Here is a 15,122-nt window from a genome sequence, read left to right as displayed (position 1 = left end):
GGTCGAACCGGTGGAAGCCGGTCCTCAACGCCTTCGAGATGGCCTTCGACGGCCGACTGCACCCGGAGCGGGACTCGGCCGCCGGAGTGAAAACCGGCGACACGCCCTAAAGTCCGACCCCTGATTCGCCGATACTCCAAATAGACCAAAGCCCACCAAAAGAGACACAGACCCCTATCCGACGCCCGGCGGTTGGCGGCACTCGATGAACACTGAGAGAGGAACGCTGTTCTGTGGCGCGCTTAGGCACCTGCCCGCAGACGCGAGCGCGTACCAGGCTCGAGCCGCCGCGACGGAGCTCGTTCGTGGCATCGGACGCGAGTTCCACAGCGTTGACCTCGACGTCGACTGGAGCCCGGCAGACACCGAGGGCTGGTGGATGGGCGCTGCGCGCCGCGCCAGCAGCACCGCTACCTGACTTATGAGTGTCGCGCCCGCCTGAGACGCCAGCGTGTTGCCCGTGTGCCGCGGTCATGGGTATGCCGTGAGGCGCTGTGGTTCGATCAGGGTCCGCATCTCCGTCAGAGCCGCCGGGGAGAGCACCGCGGCGCCGCTGTCGTCGGGCGAGTGGGCGCGCAGCTCGCTGATGGTGTTGTTGAAGAACAGTTCACGGGTGTTGGCGTAGGCGAGCTGGTCGAGCCCGTACGGAGCGAAGGATGCGGGCATGGCGGAACCTCCCTCGCTGGGTCAGTGGGTGTCGGGTGGGCGGCGCAGGCCGCCACCCCGAGCACATCGCCGCATCACCCTTGCTGCACGTCACCGCTGCCCCGAGTGCGGCATCATCCCGCGCCCGGCGTCCCCTGGATAGGCTGTCAGCGCGACTGTGGTGGTCTCGGTTTTCGCGGCTGGGTCACGTGCCTCGGTCAGAGCGCCGCTTTGAGCTCTTTGGCGGTGATGCCCGTCTGCCGTAGGACTGAGGCGAGGGTTCCGGCGGCGAGTTCCTTGTGCAGCGGCACGATCGCCACGGCCGAACCGGACCGCAGCTTGCAGTGGCTTCCGCGCGTGCTGACGACCTGAAAGCCCAGCTTACCCAGGGCCTTGACCACCTCTGCGCCGGAGACGCGCGGCAGTGCGGACGGGCTCACGCCGCGTGCAGGTGGACTTCGAGGGGCGCGACGATCGGCGCCGAAAGTTGCGGCGCGGGCTCGTCCTCAAAGTACAACTCTGCCGCCTCCCGCAGGTTTGCCAACGCCTCTTCGATCGTCTCGCCCTGACTGGCCAACTCTACTTCGAGCGCACGCGCCACGTACCACTCGCCGTCCCGCGAAACAACCGCCGTGATCCTCACCGTGTCGGGTGTGCTCATGACTGAAGCTTAGCCGGAACCTCCAAAAGGTGGAGAGAGCTATTGTGGGGAATCCCCAACGGCGTAAGAAACTGGTCTATGCCACCCAACGTGGCGAATACGTGGCGAAGCTCCCGCACGCTAGTATGTTTCCGCAGGCAGAGCGCTTGCGCGGAGTCCCCTTGTGAGACACGTGGTTAGGGGTTCGAGTCCCCTCACCAGCTCGCTTCTCTGCCGCACGCCACAGTCCCAGCGGACGCCCAAGAGCCCCAGACCTTGATATCGGTCCAGGGTTCCCGTGCCAGATCCGTGCCGGATTCAGTCCTTCCCGGCCCTGCCGGGTCTTCCCTGGTCGGCCTCTCCAGCCGCGCTCGCGTCATCGGCCGACCGCCGGCGGCCAGACCCGTCCTGCCGTCGTGCGGCCCTCCCCGCAGTTACCGATCTCGCCCTGGCTCCGCCAGTTCGACTTCACGTCGAAAGTCCCGTGAGTCAGCGTCTTTCGGGCCTACCGGCCGCACACTGCCGAGAGCAGCCTCAGCATGAGGGTGGGGAGGTGAAGCTGAATGATCACGGGTGGGATGAGCGCAGGAGAAGCGCTCTCCGAGGCGGTGGTGCAGATCGGCCGGATCACCTTGCACGAGACAGCGGCCTACCTGGCTATTCTAGCCCTGATTACGGTGGCGCTCGCGTTCGCCTCCGCGCACGCGGCGCGACGCCGTCAGCGTGAGGCGTGGCGCGCGATGCGTCGCCTGCTGGGACGGCACCACTGAGTGCGTGTCAGATCACTGTTCACGCGAGGAAGGCGTGTGGCCGACGAGGCTCACTGCTGAGGCGAAGGCGAACTGCCGGTCGCACTGAGCCCTGAGACCCGCCGAGATCGCCCCATCGGTGCCGCCGGGCTCGCTCCGCGGAGATCATTTCGCGCGAAGGTGCCTGGTGCCGATCGGGCGGGATCCGCAACTGCGAAGTTGCTTGATCTGCCGTGGACTGGACACGGTTCCCAGACCTTCACGACGCGGGCACGTCGCTGCTCGCTCGGCTCCTCGCTCCGCCTCGGACATCAGCGAGCCATCGGACGTGTTGTCCCGGTAAGCATCGATGGAGATCGGTTCAAGGCAACCAGGCGCGGTCCGGCGACGACCGATCACGGGCCCTGCCAGACGACCACGTGCAACGAGATCTGCGGAGGGTTCTGCTGCACAGCGGTGATGGTGATGCCGAACGTCAGCCCGGTCTTCTGCATGCAGAAGCTCAGGCCCGACGCGATGGTGATCGAGATGTCGCGCACCGCGTTGAAGCTGCACAGGCGGTACGTCGGCGGTCCCGAGGCCGGCAGGTCGAGAGCCACCGCGCCGCCGCCGGTGAGACCCGCGAAGACCAGGTTCGAGGACATGTAGAGATCACCCGCGATGCCGACCTGCGCGTTCTGCGACCCGGCCGATGCCGAACTGCCGAGCGTGACACCGTGCTTGTCGGGCAGAACCGTGTCGTACTCAGCGAGCAGGGCGCCTGCCCTCGACGCCGAGGACCCGCTCGCCGCGGCGATGGAAGACGCCGAGGTCCCGGACGCTGCGCCCACCGACGGTCCGGAGCCGGCCGCGTCCTGCACGGAAGCCGTGTCGCCCTGGGGCGCGGTCGCGGTGCCAGGCGCCAGAGACGACGAGCCCGCGGCCTGCCGGAGGCTCTGGTCGGACGGGCTGCGCGGGGGGATCAGCCCGATCGCCAACGCCGCGATGCCGAGCACGGCCAGGCCGAAGCGCACGCTCTTCTCCCCGGTCGCCGGCAGCTTGAAGCTGCCGAACTCCACCGACTTTCCCACCACGGCGCCGGCCAGGAAGACCAGCCCTATCACTCCGAAGGTCGGATTCATCGGTCGTTCCCCCAAAGCGCCCGAGCCGTTCCTGAGTCTCAGGAGTCTAACGTGTCCGGGCCTGACGCAGAAATCTGCATCGGGCTCACTTCGCCAGGCGCGGCAGCAGCGCGGCCGCGACGCAGATGGACGCGACGGCGGCCACCACCAGGACGCCGAAGTCCAGGGCGAGCCGGGAGGAGGTGCCGATGAGCAGGCCGCGCAAGCCGTCGACCTCGTAGCTCAGCGGGTTGAACTTCGAGATCGGCTGGAGCCAGCCGGGCATGACCGAGGTCGGGTACAGCGCGTTCGAAGAGAAGAACAACGGCATCGTGATCGCCTGGCCGATCCCCATCAGCCGATCCCGGGTCAGTACGATCCCGGCGATCGACATCGACAGGCAACTGAAAAACGCCGAACCGAACACGACGAGCGCCGCCACGCCGAGCAGCCTGAGCGGATCGGCGGTCATGCCGACACCGAGGACAGCCGCGAAGACCAGCACGACGATCGCCTGGAGCAGTGCCTTGGTGCCCGACGCGAACGCCTTGCCCGCGATCAGGGCCGTGCGCGGCGTCGGGGTGACCAGCAGCTTGGTGAGCACGCCGGCGTCCCGCTCCCAGATGATCATGATTCCGTAGAAGATGGCGATGAACATCGCGGACTGCGCGATGATGCCGGGCGCCAGGTAGTCCAGATAAGGCACCGAACCGGTGGGTATCGCGCGGATGCGGTTGAACGTCTCGCCGAAGATGGCCAGCCAGAGCACCGGCTGGACCGCCCGGGTGTAGATCTCCGTGCGGTCATGACGGATCTTCTGCAGTTCGACGACGCAGAGCGCGACGACGCGGGACGGAAGCACCCGCCAGCCGGTACGGGGAGCCGTCGGCGGCTGGTCGACGAGGCCGCGGCCGGGCGCGGCGACCCCGTCCTCAGCGAAGGCGGGCGGCTGTGCTGCGCGTGGCACGGACATTGCGGAACTCTCCCGAGGTCGGCTCTTCAAGTGTGTCGCCGGTGTAGTGGCGGAAGACGTCTTCGAGCGTTCCCGAACCCTTCGGCAGCGAGGCTTTCAACTCCTGCGGCGAGCCGGTGGCCCGGATGGTGCCGCGGTGCATGAGCGAGATCCGGTCGCAGTACTGGTCGGCCTCGTCCATGTAGTGCGTGGTGACGAAAACCGTCATTCCGGTGGCTCCGCGCACCTCCTCGATGCGTTCCCACACCGAGTCCCGGGCGATCGGGTCGAGGCCGATGGTCGGCTCGTCGAGGATCAGCAGGCGCGGCGAGGAAACCAGGGCCTGCGCGAGTTCGAGCCGGCGGACCATGCCGCCGGAGTAGGTCTTGGCCAGCCGGTCCGCGGCTTCCCGCAGGCCGACCGCGTCGAGGGCGGCGGTGACCCGCTCGCCGCGCTGCCGCCGCGGCACGTCGAAGAGCCGGGCGAACATCGCGACGTTCTCGCGCCCGGTGAGCCCGGAGTCTGCGGACAGTTGCTGCGGCACGTAGCCGAGCAGCCGGCGCACCTCCATCCGCCGCTTCGCCACATCGTTGCCGAAGACGCCCACCATGCCGGGCGGCACGGGCAACAGAGTCGTGATGGCGCGGATCGCGGTGGTCTTGCCCGCGCCGTTCGGCCCGAGAAGGCCGTAGATGCTGCCCGCCTCGACTTCGAGGTCGATACCGTCCACGGCCCGGGTGCTGCCGAAGGAATAGACCAGAGCGGTGCACGCGATGGCCGGCACGCCGGCCGGACCGGTCGTGGGGACCGCCGTCGACTCCCTCCGGCCCGGGATCTGATCCGTCATGGGCCGTCACCTCCTTGATCTGCGCGGTCGGCTCGGATGACTTCCGGCGCCGGCTTCGACAGGCCGGCAGCCAGGGCTTGCAGCGCCGGAAGAGCCGCGCGCAACGCCGCCTGCTGACCCGGCTCGAGCCGGCCGAGTTCCTCGCTCAGCAGCCGGGTGCGTTCGTCCGCCCAGCGGGCGAGCCGATCCCGGCCGGCGCCGGTGACGTCCAGCACCGCTGCCCGCCGGTCCACCGCACTCGGTTCGCGGCGCAGGTAGCCCTTCGCCACCAGCTGGTTGACCAGCGTGGACACCGAGTTGCCGGCCAGATTCAGCTCGCGGGCCGCCGCCGAGACCCCGATGCCCGACACGTCCGCGACCAGCCGCAACAGTTCCACCTGCGCGCCGCTGAGCGCGGCGAGCCCGAGCTGGTGACGGACCCGCCGCCGGGAACCCCGCTGGATTCCGGACAGCGCCCCGCCGAGTTCGAAGGCGAAGGAACGTTCCACCCCCTCAAGATACCTCTTTCACAGAGGTAAATAAAGAGGGATGCTCACCAATTCACCGCCGGGGACCGGCCGGCGGTTCGTCACGCGCCATTCACGGCCTTCCGCTCGATTTGCCGGTGATGACGCTCGTATCCTTGCCTTCTACCTTTCGGGCGGGACAGGAGCGCGCATGACAGCCAGTGAGGACGATCGGCCGCGCGCTGCGCCGAAGAACACCGCGCCGCATGCCGCCGCAGCGAAGGGCGCCCCGGCGGCGGCCACCGACGTGGTGATCGTCGGCTCAGGCCACAACGGCTTGGTCGCCGCGGCCTACCTGGCCAGGTACGGGACCAGGGTCACGGTGCTCGAACGGCTCGACCGCATCGGCGGGGCGGCGGTCAGCGAACGCCCCTTTCCGGGCATCGACGCGAGTCTGTCCAGGTATTCGTACCTGGTTTCGCTGCTGCCCTACGCGATCGTGCGAGACCTCGAACTCGACGTCGAACTGCGCTCGCGGCCCGTCGCGTCCTATACGCCGGTGCTGCGCGAGGGAAAGCCCGACGGGTTGCTGGTCGAACGGCGCCCCGGTCCGCGGACCGCGCAGTCGTTCCACCGGCTGACCGGCTCCGATCGCGAGTGGCGCGCATGGCAGGAGTTCTACGGCCGGATCGAGCGGGCCGCGCGCGTGCTGGCCCCGTCGCTGCTGGAGCCCCTGGTGCCCAAGGGCGAGATGATGAAGGCGGTGCGCGAGGCCGTGGGCGGCGCCTTCTGGGACCGGTTCATGGAGCAGCCGCTCGGCGAGGTCGTCGAGCAGACGTTCGCCGACGACGACGTGCGCGGCGTGGTGCTCACGGACGCGTTGATCGGCACGCAGAGCCACGCGCACGACCCCTCGCTCGCCCAGAACCGGTGCTTCCTTTATCACGTGATCGGCAACGGGACCGGCGAATGGCGGGTGCCGATCGGAGGGATGGGCGCGGTCGCGCAGTCGCTGGCCCGCGCCGCGGACAAGGCCGGCGCGCACTTCGTGACGGGTGCGACGGTGACGCGCATCGAGGCGGACGGGCGCAGGGCGTCGGTGCGCTATACGACGGCTGACGGTGAGAAGCGCATCGACGCACGATACGTGCTCGTCAATGCCGCACCGGCGATACTCGACGAACTGCTGGGACGGCCCGGCGGGCGGCGGCCCGAAGGAAACCAGCTGAAGATCAACATGGTGCTCTCCCGGCTGCCCGCGCTCAGGTCCGGCATGGATCCGACGCTGGCTTTCGCAGGGACCTTGCACGTCGACGAGTCATACAGTGGTCTGCTGGGTGCGTATACGCAGGCTGAGGCGGGCGTCCTGCCGGATCCGCTGCCGGCGGAGGTTTACTGCCATACGCTCACCGATCGCACGATCCTGGGCCCGGAGTCCATGAAGCGCGGGTTGCAGACGCTGACGCTGTTCGGTCTGCACACTCCCGCGCGGCTGTACGAGGCCCCGGGCGCTCGCGACGAGGCGGTCCGGCTCGCCCTGGCCGGACTGAACCGGCATCTGGCCGAGCCGATCGAGGACTGTCTCGCGCTCGACGCCGAGGGCCGCCCGTGTCTGGAGGCGCGCTCACCGCTGGACATCGAGCGGGAACTGGCGATGCCGGGCGGCCACATCTTCCACGGCGACCTGGACTGGCCGTGGGCGGCGCACGACCGGGAGGTGGGCACCTGGGGCGTGGAGACGGACATTCCCAACGTGCTGATCTGTGGTTCCGGCGCCCGGCGCGGCGGAGCGATCAGCGGGGTGCCGGGACGCGCGGCCGCGCTGGCGCTGCTGCTGAGCAGGTCGCGCCGCAGACGGGAACGAGGCTGAGCGGGAAAGTGGCCGCTACTGCGCCACCGGGACGACGAGCGCGGTCGCAATGGCGGCCAAGCCCTCGGCGCGGCCGGTGAACCCGAGGCCGTCCGTTGTCGCGGCGCTGACCCGAACCGGCGCGCCGAGCGCCTCGGAGAGCACTTTCTCGGCTTCGGCGCGACGCGGGCCGATGCGCGGCCGCACCCCGATCACCTGGACCGCGACGTTGCCGATCCGGTAGCCCGCTTCGCGCACCCGCCGACCGGCCTCGGCCAGCAGCACCACACCCGCGGCCCCGCGCCACTGCGGCCGGTCGGTGCCGAAATTCGAGCCCAGATCGCCGAGATCGGCCGCGGAGAACAGGGCGTTGCACGCGGCGTGCGCCACGACGTCGGCGTCCGAGTGCCCGGCCAGGCCCGTTTCGCCCGGCCAGTCGAGCCCGGCGACCCGCAGCGGCCGGCCTTTCTCGAAGGGGTGAACGTCGACACCGATCCCGACGAGCGGCAGCGGCGCGAAGCCGTCATTCATCCGCACGAGCAGTCCCGGACACGGTCTCGGACGCGGAAGCGGAAGTGGAAGTGGAAGCGGTTCCCGCCTTCCGGCGTTCAGCCCACACCGCCTCCGCGAGCAGCAGATCGAAGGGTGTGGTGACCTTGAAGGCTTCGGCGTGGCCCGCGACGACCGAGACCGGCATGCCGAGCCGCTCGACCAGACCGGCGTCGTCCGTGGTGTCGGTCGAAGCGGCCGCGGCGTGCGCCTTGACCAGCAGCGAGCGCCGGAAACCCTGCGGCGTCTGCACGGCTCGCAGTGTCGAGCGGTCGACGGTCCCGGTGACGTTCGCGCCGGCCGGATCCACGGCCTTGATCGTGTCGGCGACCGGGAGCACCGGCACGACCGCGTCATGCCCGCAGGCCACCGCGTCCACGATCGCACCGACCAGAGCCGGCGGGGTCAACGCCCGCGCCGCGTCGTGCACCAGCACGATCTCGTGCTCTTCGCCGATCGCGTCCAGGGCGAGCGAGACGGACTGCTGTCTTGTGCCACCGCCGGGCACGACCCGGACCACACTGTCGAATGCGCGCAGCAGTTCGCGCACACCGTCCACCGAGCCGGGCGGCGCGGCGACCACCACGAGGTCAATCCGCCCGCTCGAGACGAGCGAACCGACCGCGTGCACCAGGATCGGGATGCCGCCGATGGAACGCAGTGCCTTCGGCTCGCCGGGACCCAGGCGTTCACCACGCCCCGCGGCCGGGACGATCGCGGCCGTCCCGCCGCGTGCTGTCTTCATCTGACCGGCTCGTTCATGCGGCCGAACGCGCTCGCCTCGTCACCGGGCCGAGCGCACTCTCAGGAGGCCAGCACCTCGTCGAGGATGGTCTCGGCCTTGTCCTCGTTGGTGTTCTCGGCCAGGGCCAGTTCGCTGACCAGGATCTGGCGCGCCTTGCCGAGCATCCGCTTCTCGCCGGCCGAAAGGCCGCGCTCCCGCTCCCGGCGCCACAGGTCGCGGACGACCTCGGCCACCTTGATCACGTCGCCGGAGGCCAGCTTCTCAAGGTTGGCCTTGTAGCGGCGGGACCAGTTGGTGGGCTCCTCGGTGTGCGGGGCGCGCAGCACCTCGAAGACGCGGTCAAGACCGTCCTGGCCGACCACATCGCGGACGCCTACATATTCCACCTTGTCGGTGGGAACCATCAGCGTGAGGTCGCCCTGAGCGACCTTGAGCCGGAGGTAGGGGCGCGCCTCGCCCTTGACCATCCGGGTCTCGATCGCCTCGATGAGAGCGGCCCCATGGTGGGGATAGACGACGGTCTCGCCAACCTTGAACGTCATGTGATGCGTACCCCTTCCGTGGGTATCCAGGATAACACGGCCGGGCGAGTTTCTGAAGGGTGTTTGCGCAGGTCAGGCGGGTGACGGGCACTTGACAACGGCGGAGGGACCGTACTCGCCCCAGGTCAGGGGGGCGGACGGCGCCTTCTGTGCGCCCCCGATCGCGCCTTCCACACGCGTTCCGAGACCCTTTTCGCGCGCCCGCGCGCGGTCCCGGCACGGTGGCGCGATATCCCCTCTGTGCAGCGGCGCGTCGCGGGCGCACAATACCCACAGGACCTCAACCGGGGAACCGGCTCTTCGCACACGTCAGGTGGGGTGAACGCGAGGTGGACACGAGCGGGCGATCGAGCAGCGCGGGGTCCGGCTGGGACGACCAGCGGGACGAGCGGGACGCGACCGTGGTCGGCCACTGGCCGGACGGCACCGAGATCACCGAGACCGAGTGCCAGGCGCCCGACGATCTGCGCGACCTCGTGCCCGAGCTGCGCCGATACCTGCGGCAGGAGCGCCGGGCCCGGCGTCGCGCCCGGTTCGTGGGATTCACGCGCGTCCTCGGCTCGCCGCGCGCGGCGATAGCCGTCGTGCTGTTGGCGGCGCTGGTGGCGTCCGCAGTGGCGATGCTGCTGCCCGTCGCCCGCTGAGCCGGGTGACGCCCTCCGGTCGGCGAATCCCTCGTTTACCCCATATGCGCCTCATTCAGCGCGTAAGTTGCCATATTCGGCGCGCGTAAGTGCCATCCCGGTGAGGAGCCGCCGGGTGCGGTCAGTACGCTGTTGGCTCGGTTCAGTTGTTCTCCAACCTGCACTGTCCGACCAGTCACGCGCCAAGGAGCCAGACCGACCGTGAGCAGCCTCCACTCCCCGAGCACGACCCGCCGGTCGACCCCCTCTCGCCGGGGCCGTGCGGGCCTGGCCACCGCAGCCGTGCTGTTGACCGTGGCGCCACTGGCCAGCGCGTGCGGAGCCGGTTTCAACGCCGCGTCGACGCAGGTCAAGCCGAACTCCGGAAACGGGGCCACCGGCGCCCTCAAGGTCAACAACGTGTGGGTGGTGCTCGACCCGAACTCCGGCAACGCCGAGGTCATCGGCTCGGTGTCGAACGGCGGAACCACCGATGTGAACTGGCCTGACGTGCAGGTGAACGGCGCGTCGGCGCAGATCGTGCCCGGCGGCGCCGGGGGCTCGGCCGCGGCGTCGGCGCCCGCGTCCCCGGCCACCGGGATCGCCGCCGGCGACGCGGTCAACTTCGGCCAGCCGGGCCAGCCGCAGATCCAGCTGCCCGGCGGCGGACTGACCCTCGGCGACCTGACGCAGGTGACCTTCTCCTTCGGCGCGGCCGGCTCGGTGACCGTCCCGGCGCAGATCGAGCCGAACAGCGGCAATTTCGCGGCGTACGACCCGAACCCGGCCAGCCCGTCGGCGAGCGCCTCGGCCAGCACCAGTGCCAGGGCCACCGCGAGCGCCACCGCGAGCGCTTCGCCGGGCGCGAGCGCGTCGGCCTCGGCGAGCGCGAGCCCGTCCGCGACCAAGTAGCCGCTCGGCGGGTCACGCCGGATCAGCGGATACGCTCAGCTCACACGCGCAGCGGGTGGCACCCGATGAGGTTGCCACCCGCTGCGTTTCACTCGCCATAGGCGCCATACAACTGATGGGCGCCGTGTGCTTACGGCTCGAACTTGTAGCCCAGACCGCGCACGGTGACCAGATAACGCGGCACCGCGGGGTCCGGCTCGATCTTCGCCCGCAGCCGCTTGACGTGCACGTCGAGGGTCTTGGTGTCGCCCACGTAGTCGGCGCCCCACACCCGGTCGATCAGCTGCATGCGGGTCAGCACTCGGCCCGCGTTGCGCAGCAGCATCTCCAGCAGCTCGAATTCCTTGAGCGGAAGCTGAACCGCACGCCCCGACACGCTGACCGTGTGGCGCTCCACGTCCATCCGCACCGGTCCGGCTTCGAGCGCCGCGTCGTCCGGTTCCTCCGCCTGACCGTGCCGACGCAGCACCGCCCGGATACGCGCCACCAGTTCCCGGGAGGAGAACGGCTTGGTGACGTAGTCATCGGCGCCGAGCTCCAGCCCGACCACCTTGTCGATCTCGCTGTCCTTCGCGGTCAGCATGATCACCGGCACCGTCGAACGGGTGCGCAGCTGCCGGCAGACCTCCGTGCCGGGCAGCCCCGGCAGCATCAGGTCCAGCAGCACCAGATCCGCGCCGTGCCGGTCGAACTCCTCCAGCGCCTCGGGACCGGTGGGCGCGACGGCGACCTCGAAGCCTTCATTGCGCAGCATGTAGGAAAGCGGGTCGCTGAACGAGTCCTCGTCCTCGACCACCAGCACCCTGGTCACGTCGTACGACTCCCTGAGTTGAGTTCCAGAACACCGTCGTCCGCCCGATCCTCGCCGGACTGCGGTGGATCACCGAGCAGCGGCAGGCGCAGGGTGAAGGTGGACCCGGAGCCTTCCACGCTCCACACCGTCACGTCGCCGCCGTGGGTGGCGGCGATGTGTTTGACTATCGAGAGCCCCAGACCGGTGCCGCCGGTCACCCGCGAGCGGGCCGGGTCGACCCGGTAGAACCGCTCGAAGATCCGCTTGAGCTCCTGCTCCGGGATGCCGATGCCCTGGTCGGTGACCGAGATCTCGGCCAGCTCGCCCTCCCGGCGCACCGCCACCACCACCTTGGTCTGCTCAGGTGAATAGTTGACGGCATTCCCGACAAGATTTCCCAAACCGGTGACCAACTGATCGAAGTCGCCGAGCACCACCAGTCCCGGCGGGGCGGAGCCGACCAGCTCGATGTCGCGGGCCGCGGCCACCTCGCGGGCCCTGCCCAGCGCATCCTCCACCACCTCGGCGAGGTTCACCCGCTCGGCTCTGGTCAACGGGTCGTGGCTCTCCAGCCGGGACAGGTCGATCAGGTCCTGCACCAGGTTGCCGAGGCGGTGCGCCTCGCGCTGCATCCGCTCGGCGAAGCGGCGCACCGCCTCCGGGTCGTCGCTGGCCGACAGCACCGCCTCGGACAGCAGCGCCAGCGCGCCGACCGGGGTCTTGAGTTCGTGGCTGACGTTCGCGACGAAGTCGCGGCGCACCGCGTCGATCCGGTGCGCCTCGGTGCGGTCCTCCACCAGCACCACGACCAGACGCGAGCCGAGCGGTGCGACGCGTACCGAGACGGCGAGCTTGTCCCCGCCCAGCGGCCCGCGCGGGATCTCCAGTTCCAGTTGCCGGATCTCCCCGTCCCGGCGCACCTGTCTGGCCATGGCGACCAGCTCGTCGGAGGCCAGGCGCTGGCCGCGCACCAGGCCCAGAGCGTGCGCCGCGGGGGACGCCTTGACCACCGCATCGCTGGGATCGAGCAGCACCGCGGAGGACCGCAGCACCTGAAGCACGGCGGCCACGCCGGCGGGCACCAGCGGTTCTGGCGCGACGAGCGCGGCGCGGTTACGCTCCCGCTCGCTCCACCGGAACGCGAGACCGCCCGCGGCGCCCGTGGCCAGCGCTACCAGGGCGGCCGCCGACACCGCGGCCACGTGGAAGTCGGCTGCCGCGAGGTAGTACACGGATCCAGAGTAAATGGCGGGGCGGACTGCTCGGACGGTCCGGATTGCGCACCGCGTGCTCTGTCGCCAAGAGTTCACGCGGGGGTCGTACTCGGTTCACCAGCGCGCCTGTGCGTCGCCGGGCCTTTGCCTCTACGGTGAACACTCAGCCACGGTGTGCCCGGCCACCGGGTTCCCCTCAGTCGCGCCGAGCAACCGTCAAACCTAGGGGAGCCTTTTCGATGCGGGACGTGTACCACGAGGAACTGGATTCGATCGGCCGGACGCTCATCGAGATGACCGGCCTGGTCGGCGCGGCGATGAGCCGGGCCACCGCCGCTCTGCTCGATGCCGACCTGCAGGTCGCCGAGTCGGTGATCTCCGCCGACGACGCCGTGGACGCGCTGCAGCACGAGCTCGACAGCCGCGCGCTCGACCTGCTGGCCCGGCAGCAGCCGGTTGCCGGCGACCTGCGCACGATCATCACCTCGCTGCGGATGAGCGCGGACCTGGAACGCATGGGCGACCTGGCCCGGCACGTCGCGAAGGTGGCGCGGCTGCGGTACCCGGAGATCGCGATTCCGGAGGATCTGCGCGCCACCATCGCCGAGATGGGCCGGATCGCCGGAGAGCTGGCGCGTAAGACCGCCGAGATCATCGAAGGCCGCGACGTGAACGCGGCGCGCGAGCTGCCTGAAGACGACGACGCGATGGACGAGCTGCACCGGGCGCTGTTCCGGGCGCTGCTCGACAAGACGGGCGAGTACTCCGTCGAGACCGCGATCGACGTGACGCTGATCGGCCGGTATTACGAGCGTTTCGCCGACCACGCGGTATCCGTCGCGCGCCGGTTGATCTTCCTGGTGACCGGTGAGCGGCACTGACGCTCGCCGTTCCGTCGCCGCTCGAAGCCGCGGCGACGCCGGAGGGGGGACGAGGGAGCCCTTCGCACGCGGGGGTGCGAAGGGCTCCCTCGTGGTTTTCCGACGTCTCGGCGTGCTTTCACGACGCCGCGGCACCGCGGCCTTTGAGTCTTACTTGCGGCCCTGGTTCTTGACCGACTCGATGGCCTCGGCCGCGGCCGCGGGGTCCAGGTACTCGCCGCCGGCCGTCAGCGGGCGCAGGTCCGCGCCGAGCTCGTAGAGCAGCGGGATTCCGGTGGGGATGTTGAGTCCCGCGATGGCGTCGTCGGAGATGCCGTCCAGGTGCTTGACGAGCGCGCGCAGGGAGTTGCCGTGCGCGACGACCAGCACGGTGCGGCCGGTCAGCACGTCCGGCACGATCGCGTCGTACCAGTAGGGCAGCAGCCGTTCGACGACGTCCTTGAGGCATTCGGTGCGCGGGCGCAACTCGTGCGGCAGCTGGGCATAGCGAGCGTCGTCGAACTGCGAGTACTCGGCGTCTTCGGCCAGCGCCGGCGGCGGGGTGTCGTAGGAGCGGCGCCACAGCATGAACTGTTCCTCGCCGAACTCCGCGAGGGTCTGAGCCTTGTCCTTGCCCTGCAGCGCGCCGTAGTGCCGCTCGTTGAGCCGCCAGGAACGGCGCACCGGGATCCAATGCCGGTCCGCGGCGTCCAAGGCCAGGTGTGCGGTACGGATCGCGCGGCGCAGCACCGAGGTGTGCAGGAGGTCGGGCAGCAGGCCGCGCTCCGCGAGCATTTTGCCACCGCGGATCGCCTCCTCCTCGCCCTGGGCGGTCAGGTCGACGTCGACCCACCCGGTGAAGAGGTTCTTGGCGTTCCACGCGCTCTCGCCGTGGCGCAGCAGTACAAGACGGTACGAGTCAGCCATGGCTCCGAGAGTATCCCGTTCGTCGAACGCAGTTGTGCCGCGGTGGCGCGTATGCGCGAGAACTCTTTGCCCGGGCCCCGGAAAGCCGCCGGAAGCAACCGCTCAGTATCAATTCCCTGATCCCATCGCGGCCCGGCCCGGCCGCTGCGGGCTCCCCTGGGCTCAGGACTCTGAGTCGTCGGCGCCGGGTCGCAGCCGCTCGAAGGCCGCCAGGTTCGCGGTCGACTCGCCGCGCTTGAGCCGCCAGGCCCACTCGCGCCGGATCGAACCGGCGAAACCGAGTTCGAGCAGCGTGTCGAAGCTGGAGTCGGCGGCGTCAAGCACCGCGCCGAGCAGCCGATCGACCTGCGCCTCGGTGACCGCGGCCAGCGGGATGCGGCCGACCAGGAACACGTCACCGAGCCGGTCGAGCGCGAAGGCGATGCCGGACAGGCGGGTGTTGTGCTCCAGCAGCCAGCGGTAGACCGCCTCGCGGTTCTCGTCCGCGGCGCGCACCACGAAGGCGTTGACCGACAGCGTGTGGTCGCCGACGAGCAGCGAACAGGTGGTGGTCAGCTTGTGCGTACCGGGCAGGCTGACCACGAAATGGCCTTCCTCCGGCCGCTCATAGCCGGCCTCCGCCTCGGTCAGGGCCGCCTCGACCGCCGCGATCGCTCTCGCACGCATGTCCCCGCGCCCCTGTTCGCCAGGCGCCGCATCGTCAGTCATACCGGCGCTTTTCATTTCACC

At 69.7% G+C, this 15,122-nt stretch carries 20 protein-coding genes; 6 read left to right on the top strand and 14 right to left on the bottom strand.

All coding sequences use genetic code 11. From position 1 onward, the window contains the following. Nucleotides 1-205: 205 nt before the first annotated feature. Nucleotides 206-418: a hypothetical protein gene (locus KGA66_RS04710; protein WP_211464878.1), complete on the top strand. Its 213-nt coding sequence runs from the start codon at nucleotides 206-208 to the stop codon at nucleotides 416-418. A 53-nt stretch (nucleotides 419-471) separates the two neighbouring features. Here the strand turns inward: KGA66_RS04710 and KGA66_RS04705 are convergent, their stop codons facing one another. The 3 genes from KGA66_RS04705 to KGA66_RS04695 form a co-directional block, all read right to left on the bottom strand. Next, nucleotides 472-666 carry a hypothetical protein gene (locus tag KGA66_RS04705; RefSeq protein WP_211464876.1) on the bottom strand — a complete coding sequence of 65 codons (195 nt, stop codon included), beginning with the start codon at nucleotides 664-666 and terminating at the stop codon, nucleotides 472-474. Nucleotides 667-863: 197 nt separating this feature from the next. Then, the gene (locus tag KGA66_RS04700) at nucleotides 864-1,085 is read right to left on the bottom strand and encodes a type II toxin-antitoxin system HicA family toxin (RefSeq protein ID WP_211464874.1); all 222 of its coding nucleotides are present in this window, start codon (nucleotides 1,083-1,085) and stop codon (nucleotides 864-866) included. Further along, nucleotides 1,082-1,306, bottom strand: a complete 225-nt coding sequence (locus KGA66_RS04695) for a type II toxin-antitoxin system HicB family antitoxin (protein ID WP_211464872.1) — start codon at nucleotides 1,304-1,306, stop codon at nucleotides 1,082-1,084. Before KGA66_RS04695 ends, KGA66_RS04700 begins: the two co-directional genes overlap by 4 nt. 542 nt (nucleotides 1,307-1,848) lie before the next feature. Between KGA66_RS04695 and KGA66_RS04690 the strand changes: the two genes are divergently transcribed. After that, complete coding sequence (locus tag KGA66_RS04690; protein WP_211464870.1) at nucleotides 1,849-2,055, top strand: hypothetical protein; 207 nt, start codon at nucleotides 1,849-1,851, stop codon at nucleotides 2,053-2,055. Between the two features lie 374 nt (nucleotides 2,056-2,429). Here the strand turns inward: KGA66_RS04690 and KGA66_RS04685 are convergent, their stop codons facing one another. The 4 genes from KGA66_RS04685 to KGA66_RS04670 all read right to left on the bottom strand — a co-directional run bounded on the left by KGA66_RS04685 (nucleotide 2,430) and on the right by KGA66_RS04670 (nucleotide 5,421). Next, complete coding sequence (locus KGA66_RS04685; protein ID WP_211464868.1) at nucleotides 2,430-3,155, bottom strand: hypothetical protein; 726 nt, start codon at nucleotides 3,153-3,155, stop codon at nucleotides 2,430-2,432. 85 nt (nucleotides 3,156-3,240) lie between these two features. Continuing rightward, the gene (locus tag KGA66_RS04680) at nucleotides 3,241-4,107 is read right to left on the bottom strand and encodes an ABC transporter permease (RefSeq protein WP_211464866.1); all 867 of its coding nucleotides are present in this window, start codon (nucleotides 4,105-4,107) and stop codon (nucleotides 3,241-3,243) included. Beyond that, nucleotides 4,067-4,933, bottom strand: coding sequence for an ABC transporter ATP-binding protein (locus KGA66_RS04675; protein WP_211464864.1), 867 nt, complete (start codon nucleotides 4,931-4,933; stop codon nucleotides 4,067-4,069). Before KGA66_RS04675 ends, KGA66_RS04680 begins: the two co-directional genes overlap by 41 nt. After that, nucleotides 4,930-5,421 (bottom strand): MarR family winged helix-turn-helix transcriptional regulator, encoded by a 492-nt coding sequence (locus tag KGA66_RS04670; protein WP_211464862.1) that lies wholly within the window; start codon nucleotides 5,419-5,421, stop codon nucleotides 4,930-4,932. Before KGA66_RS04670 ends, KGA66_RS04675 begins: the two co-directional genes overlap by 4 nt. Nucleotides 5,422-5,590: 169 nt before the next feature. On the opposite strand from KGA66_RS04670, the gene KGA66_RS04665 reads away from it, so the two are divergent. Then, nucleotides 5,591-7,249 (top strand): phytoene desaturase family protein, encoded by a 1,659-nt coding sequence (locus tag KGA66_RS04665; RefSeq protein ID WP_211464860.1) that lies wholly within the window; start codon nucleotides 5,591-5,593, stop codon nucleotides 7,247-7,249. Between the two features lie 15 nt (nucleotides 7,250-7,264). Here the strand turns inward: KGA66_RS04665 and ispF are convergent, their stop codons facing one another. Genes ispF through KGA66_RS04650 form a run of 3 tightly spaced genes read right to left on the bottom strand, consistent with a single transcriptional unit; the run spans nucleotide 7,265 to nucleotide 9,064 of the window. Then, nucleotides 7,265-7,759 (bottom strand): 2-C-methyl-D-erythritol 2,4-cyclodiphosphate synthase, encoded by a 495-nt coding sequence (ispF, locus tag KGA66_RS04660; RefSeq protein ID WP_211464858.1) that lies wholly within the window; start codon nucleotides 7,757-7,759, stop codon nucleotides 7,265-7,267. After that, nucleotides 7,752-8,522: a 2-C-methyl-D-erythritol 4-phosphate cytidylyltransferase gene (ispD, locus tag KGA66_RS04655; RefSeq protein WP_211464856.1), complete on the bottom strand. Its 771-nt coding sequence runs from the start codon at nucleotides 8,520-8,522 to the stop codon at nucleotides 7,752-7,754. Before ispD ends, ispF begins: the two co-directional genes overlap by 8 nt. A 59-nt stretch (nucleotides 8,523-8,581) precedes the next feature. After that, the gene (locus KGA66_RS04650; RefSeq protein ID WP_211464848.1) at nucleotides 8,582-9,064 is read right to left on the bottom strand and encodes a CarD family transcriptional regulator; all 483 of its coding nucleotides are present in this window, start codon (nucleotides 9,062-9,064) and stop codon (nucleotides 8,582-8,584) included. Nucleotides 9,065-9,393: 329 nt separating this feature from the next. On the opposite strand from KGA66_RS04650, the gene KGA66_RS04645 reads away from it, so the two are divergent. Further along, complete coding sequence (locus KGA66_RS04645) at nucleotides 9,394-9,708, top strand: hypothetical protein (protein ID WP_211464846.1); 315 nt, start codon at nucleotides 9,394-9,396, stop codon at nucleotides 9,706-9,708. A 201-nt stretch (nucleotides 9,709-9,909) separates the two neighbouring features. Continuing rightward, a complete protein-coding gene (locus tag KGA66_RS04640; RefSeq protein WP_211464844.1) occupies nucleotides 9,910-10,599 on the top strand; it encodes a hypothetical protein in 690 nt (229 codons plus the stop codon). A 130-nt stretch (nucleotides 10,600-10,729) separates the two neighbouring features. On the opposite strand, the gene KGA66_RS04635 is transcribed toward KGA66_RS04640, so the two are convergent. After that, nucleotides 10,730-11,410, bottom strand: a complete 681-nt coding sequence (locus tag KGA66_RS04635) for a response regulator (RefSeq protein WP_211464842.1) — start codon at nucleotides 11,408-11,410, stop codon at nucleotides 10,730-10,732. Then, a complete protein-coding gene (locus tag KGA66_RS04630; RefSeq protein WP_211464840.1) occupies nucleotides 11,407-12,624 on the bottom strand; it encodes a sensor histidine kinase in 1,218 nt (405 codons plus the stop codon). The genes KGA66_RS04635 and KGA66_RS04630 overlap by 4 nt, the downstream gene beginning before the upstream one ends. A gap of 221 nt (nucleotides 12,625-12,845) precedes the next feature. Between KGA66_RS04630 and phoU the strand changes: the two genes are divergently transcribed. After that, entirely contained in the window at nucleotides 12,846-13,487 is a 642-nt protein-coding gene (phoU, locus tag KGA66_RS04625; protein WP_211464838.1) for a phosphate signaling complex protein PhoU, read from the top strand. A gap of 150 nt (nucleotides 13,488-13,637) precedes the next feature. On the opposite strand, the gene KGA66_RS04620 is transcribed toward phoU, so the two are convergent. Together KGA66_RS04620 and KGA66_RS04615 are read right to left on the bottom strand one after the other, a co-directional pair. Next, nucleotides 13,638-14,393 carry a phosphoglyceromutase gene (locus tag KGA66_RS04620; RefSeq protein WP_211464837.1) on the bottom strand — a complete coding sequence of 252 codons (756 nt, stop codon included), beginning with the start codon at nucleotides 14,391-14,393 and terminating at the stop codon, nucleotides 13,638-13,640. A 162-nt stretch (nucleotides 14,394-14,555) separates the two neighbouring features. Further along, nucleotides 14,556-15,059, bottom strand: a complete 504-nt coding sequence (locus tag KGA66_RS04615) for a type III secretion system chaperone family protein (protein ID WP_211464835.1) — start codon at nucleotides 15,057-15,059, stop codon at nucleotides 14,556-14,558. Nucleotides 15,060-15,122: the final 63 nt, after the last annotated feature.

Source organism: Actinocrinis puniceicyclus (assembly GCF_018283645.1).
Taxonomy (GTDB): Bacteria; Actinomycetota; Actinomycetes; order Streptomycetales; family Catenulisporaceae; genus Actinocrinis; species Actinocrinis puniceicyclus.
This window is presented reverse-complemented; position numbering and strand designations above follow the sequence as displayed.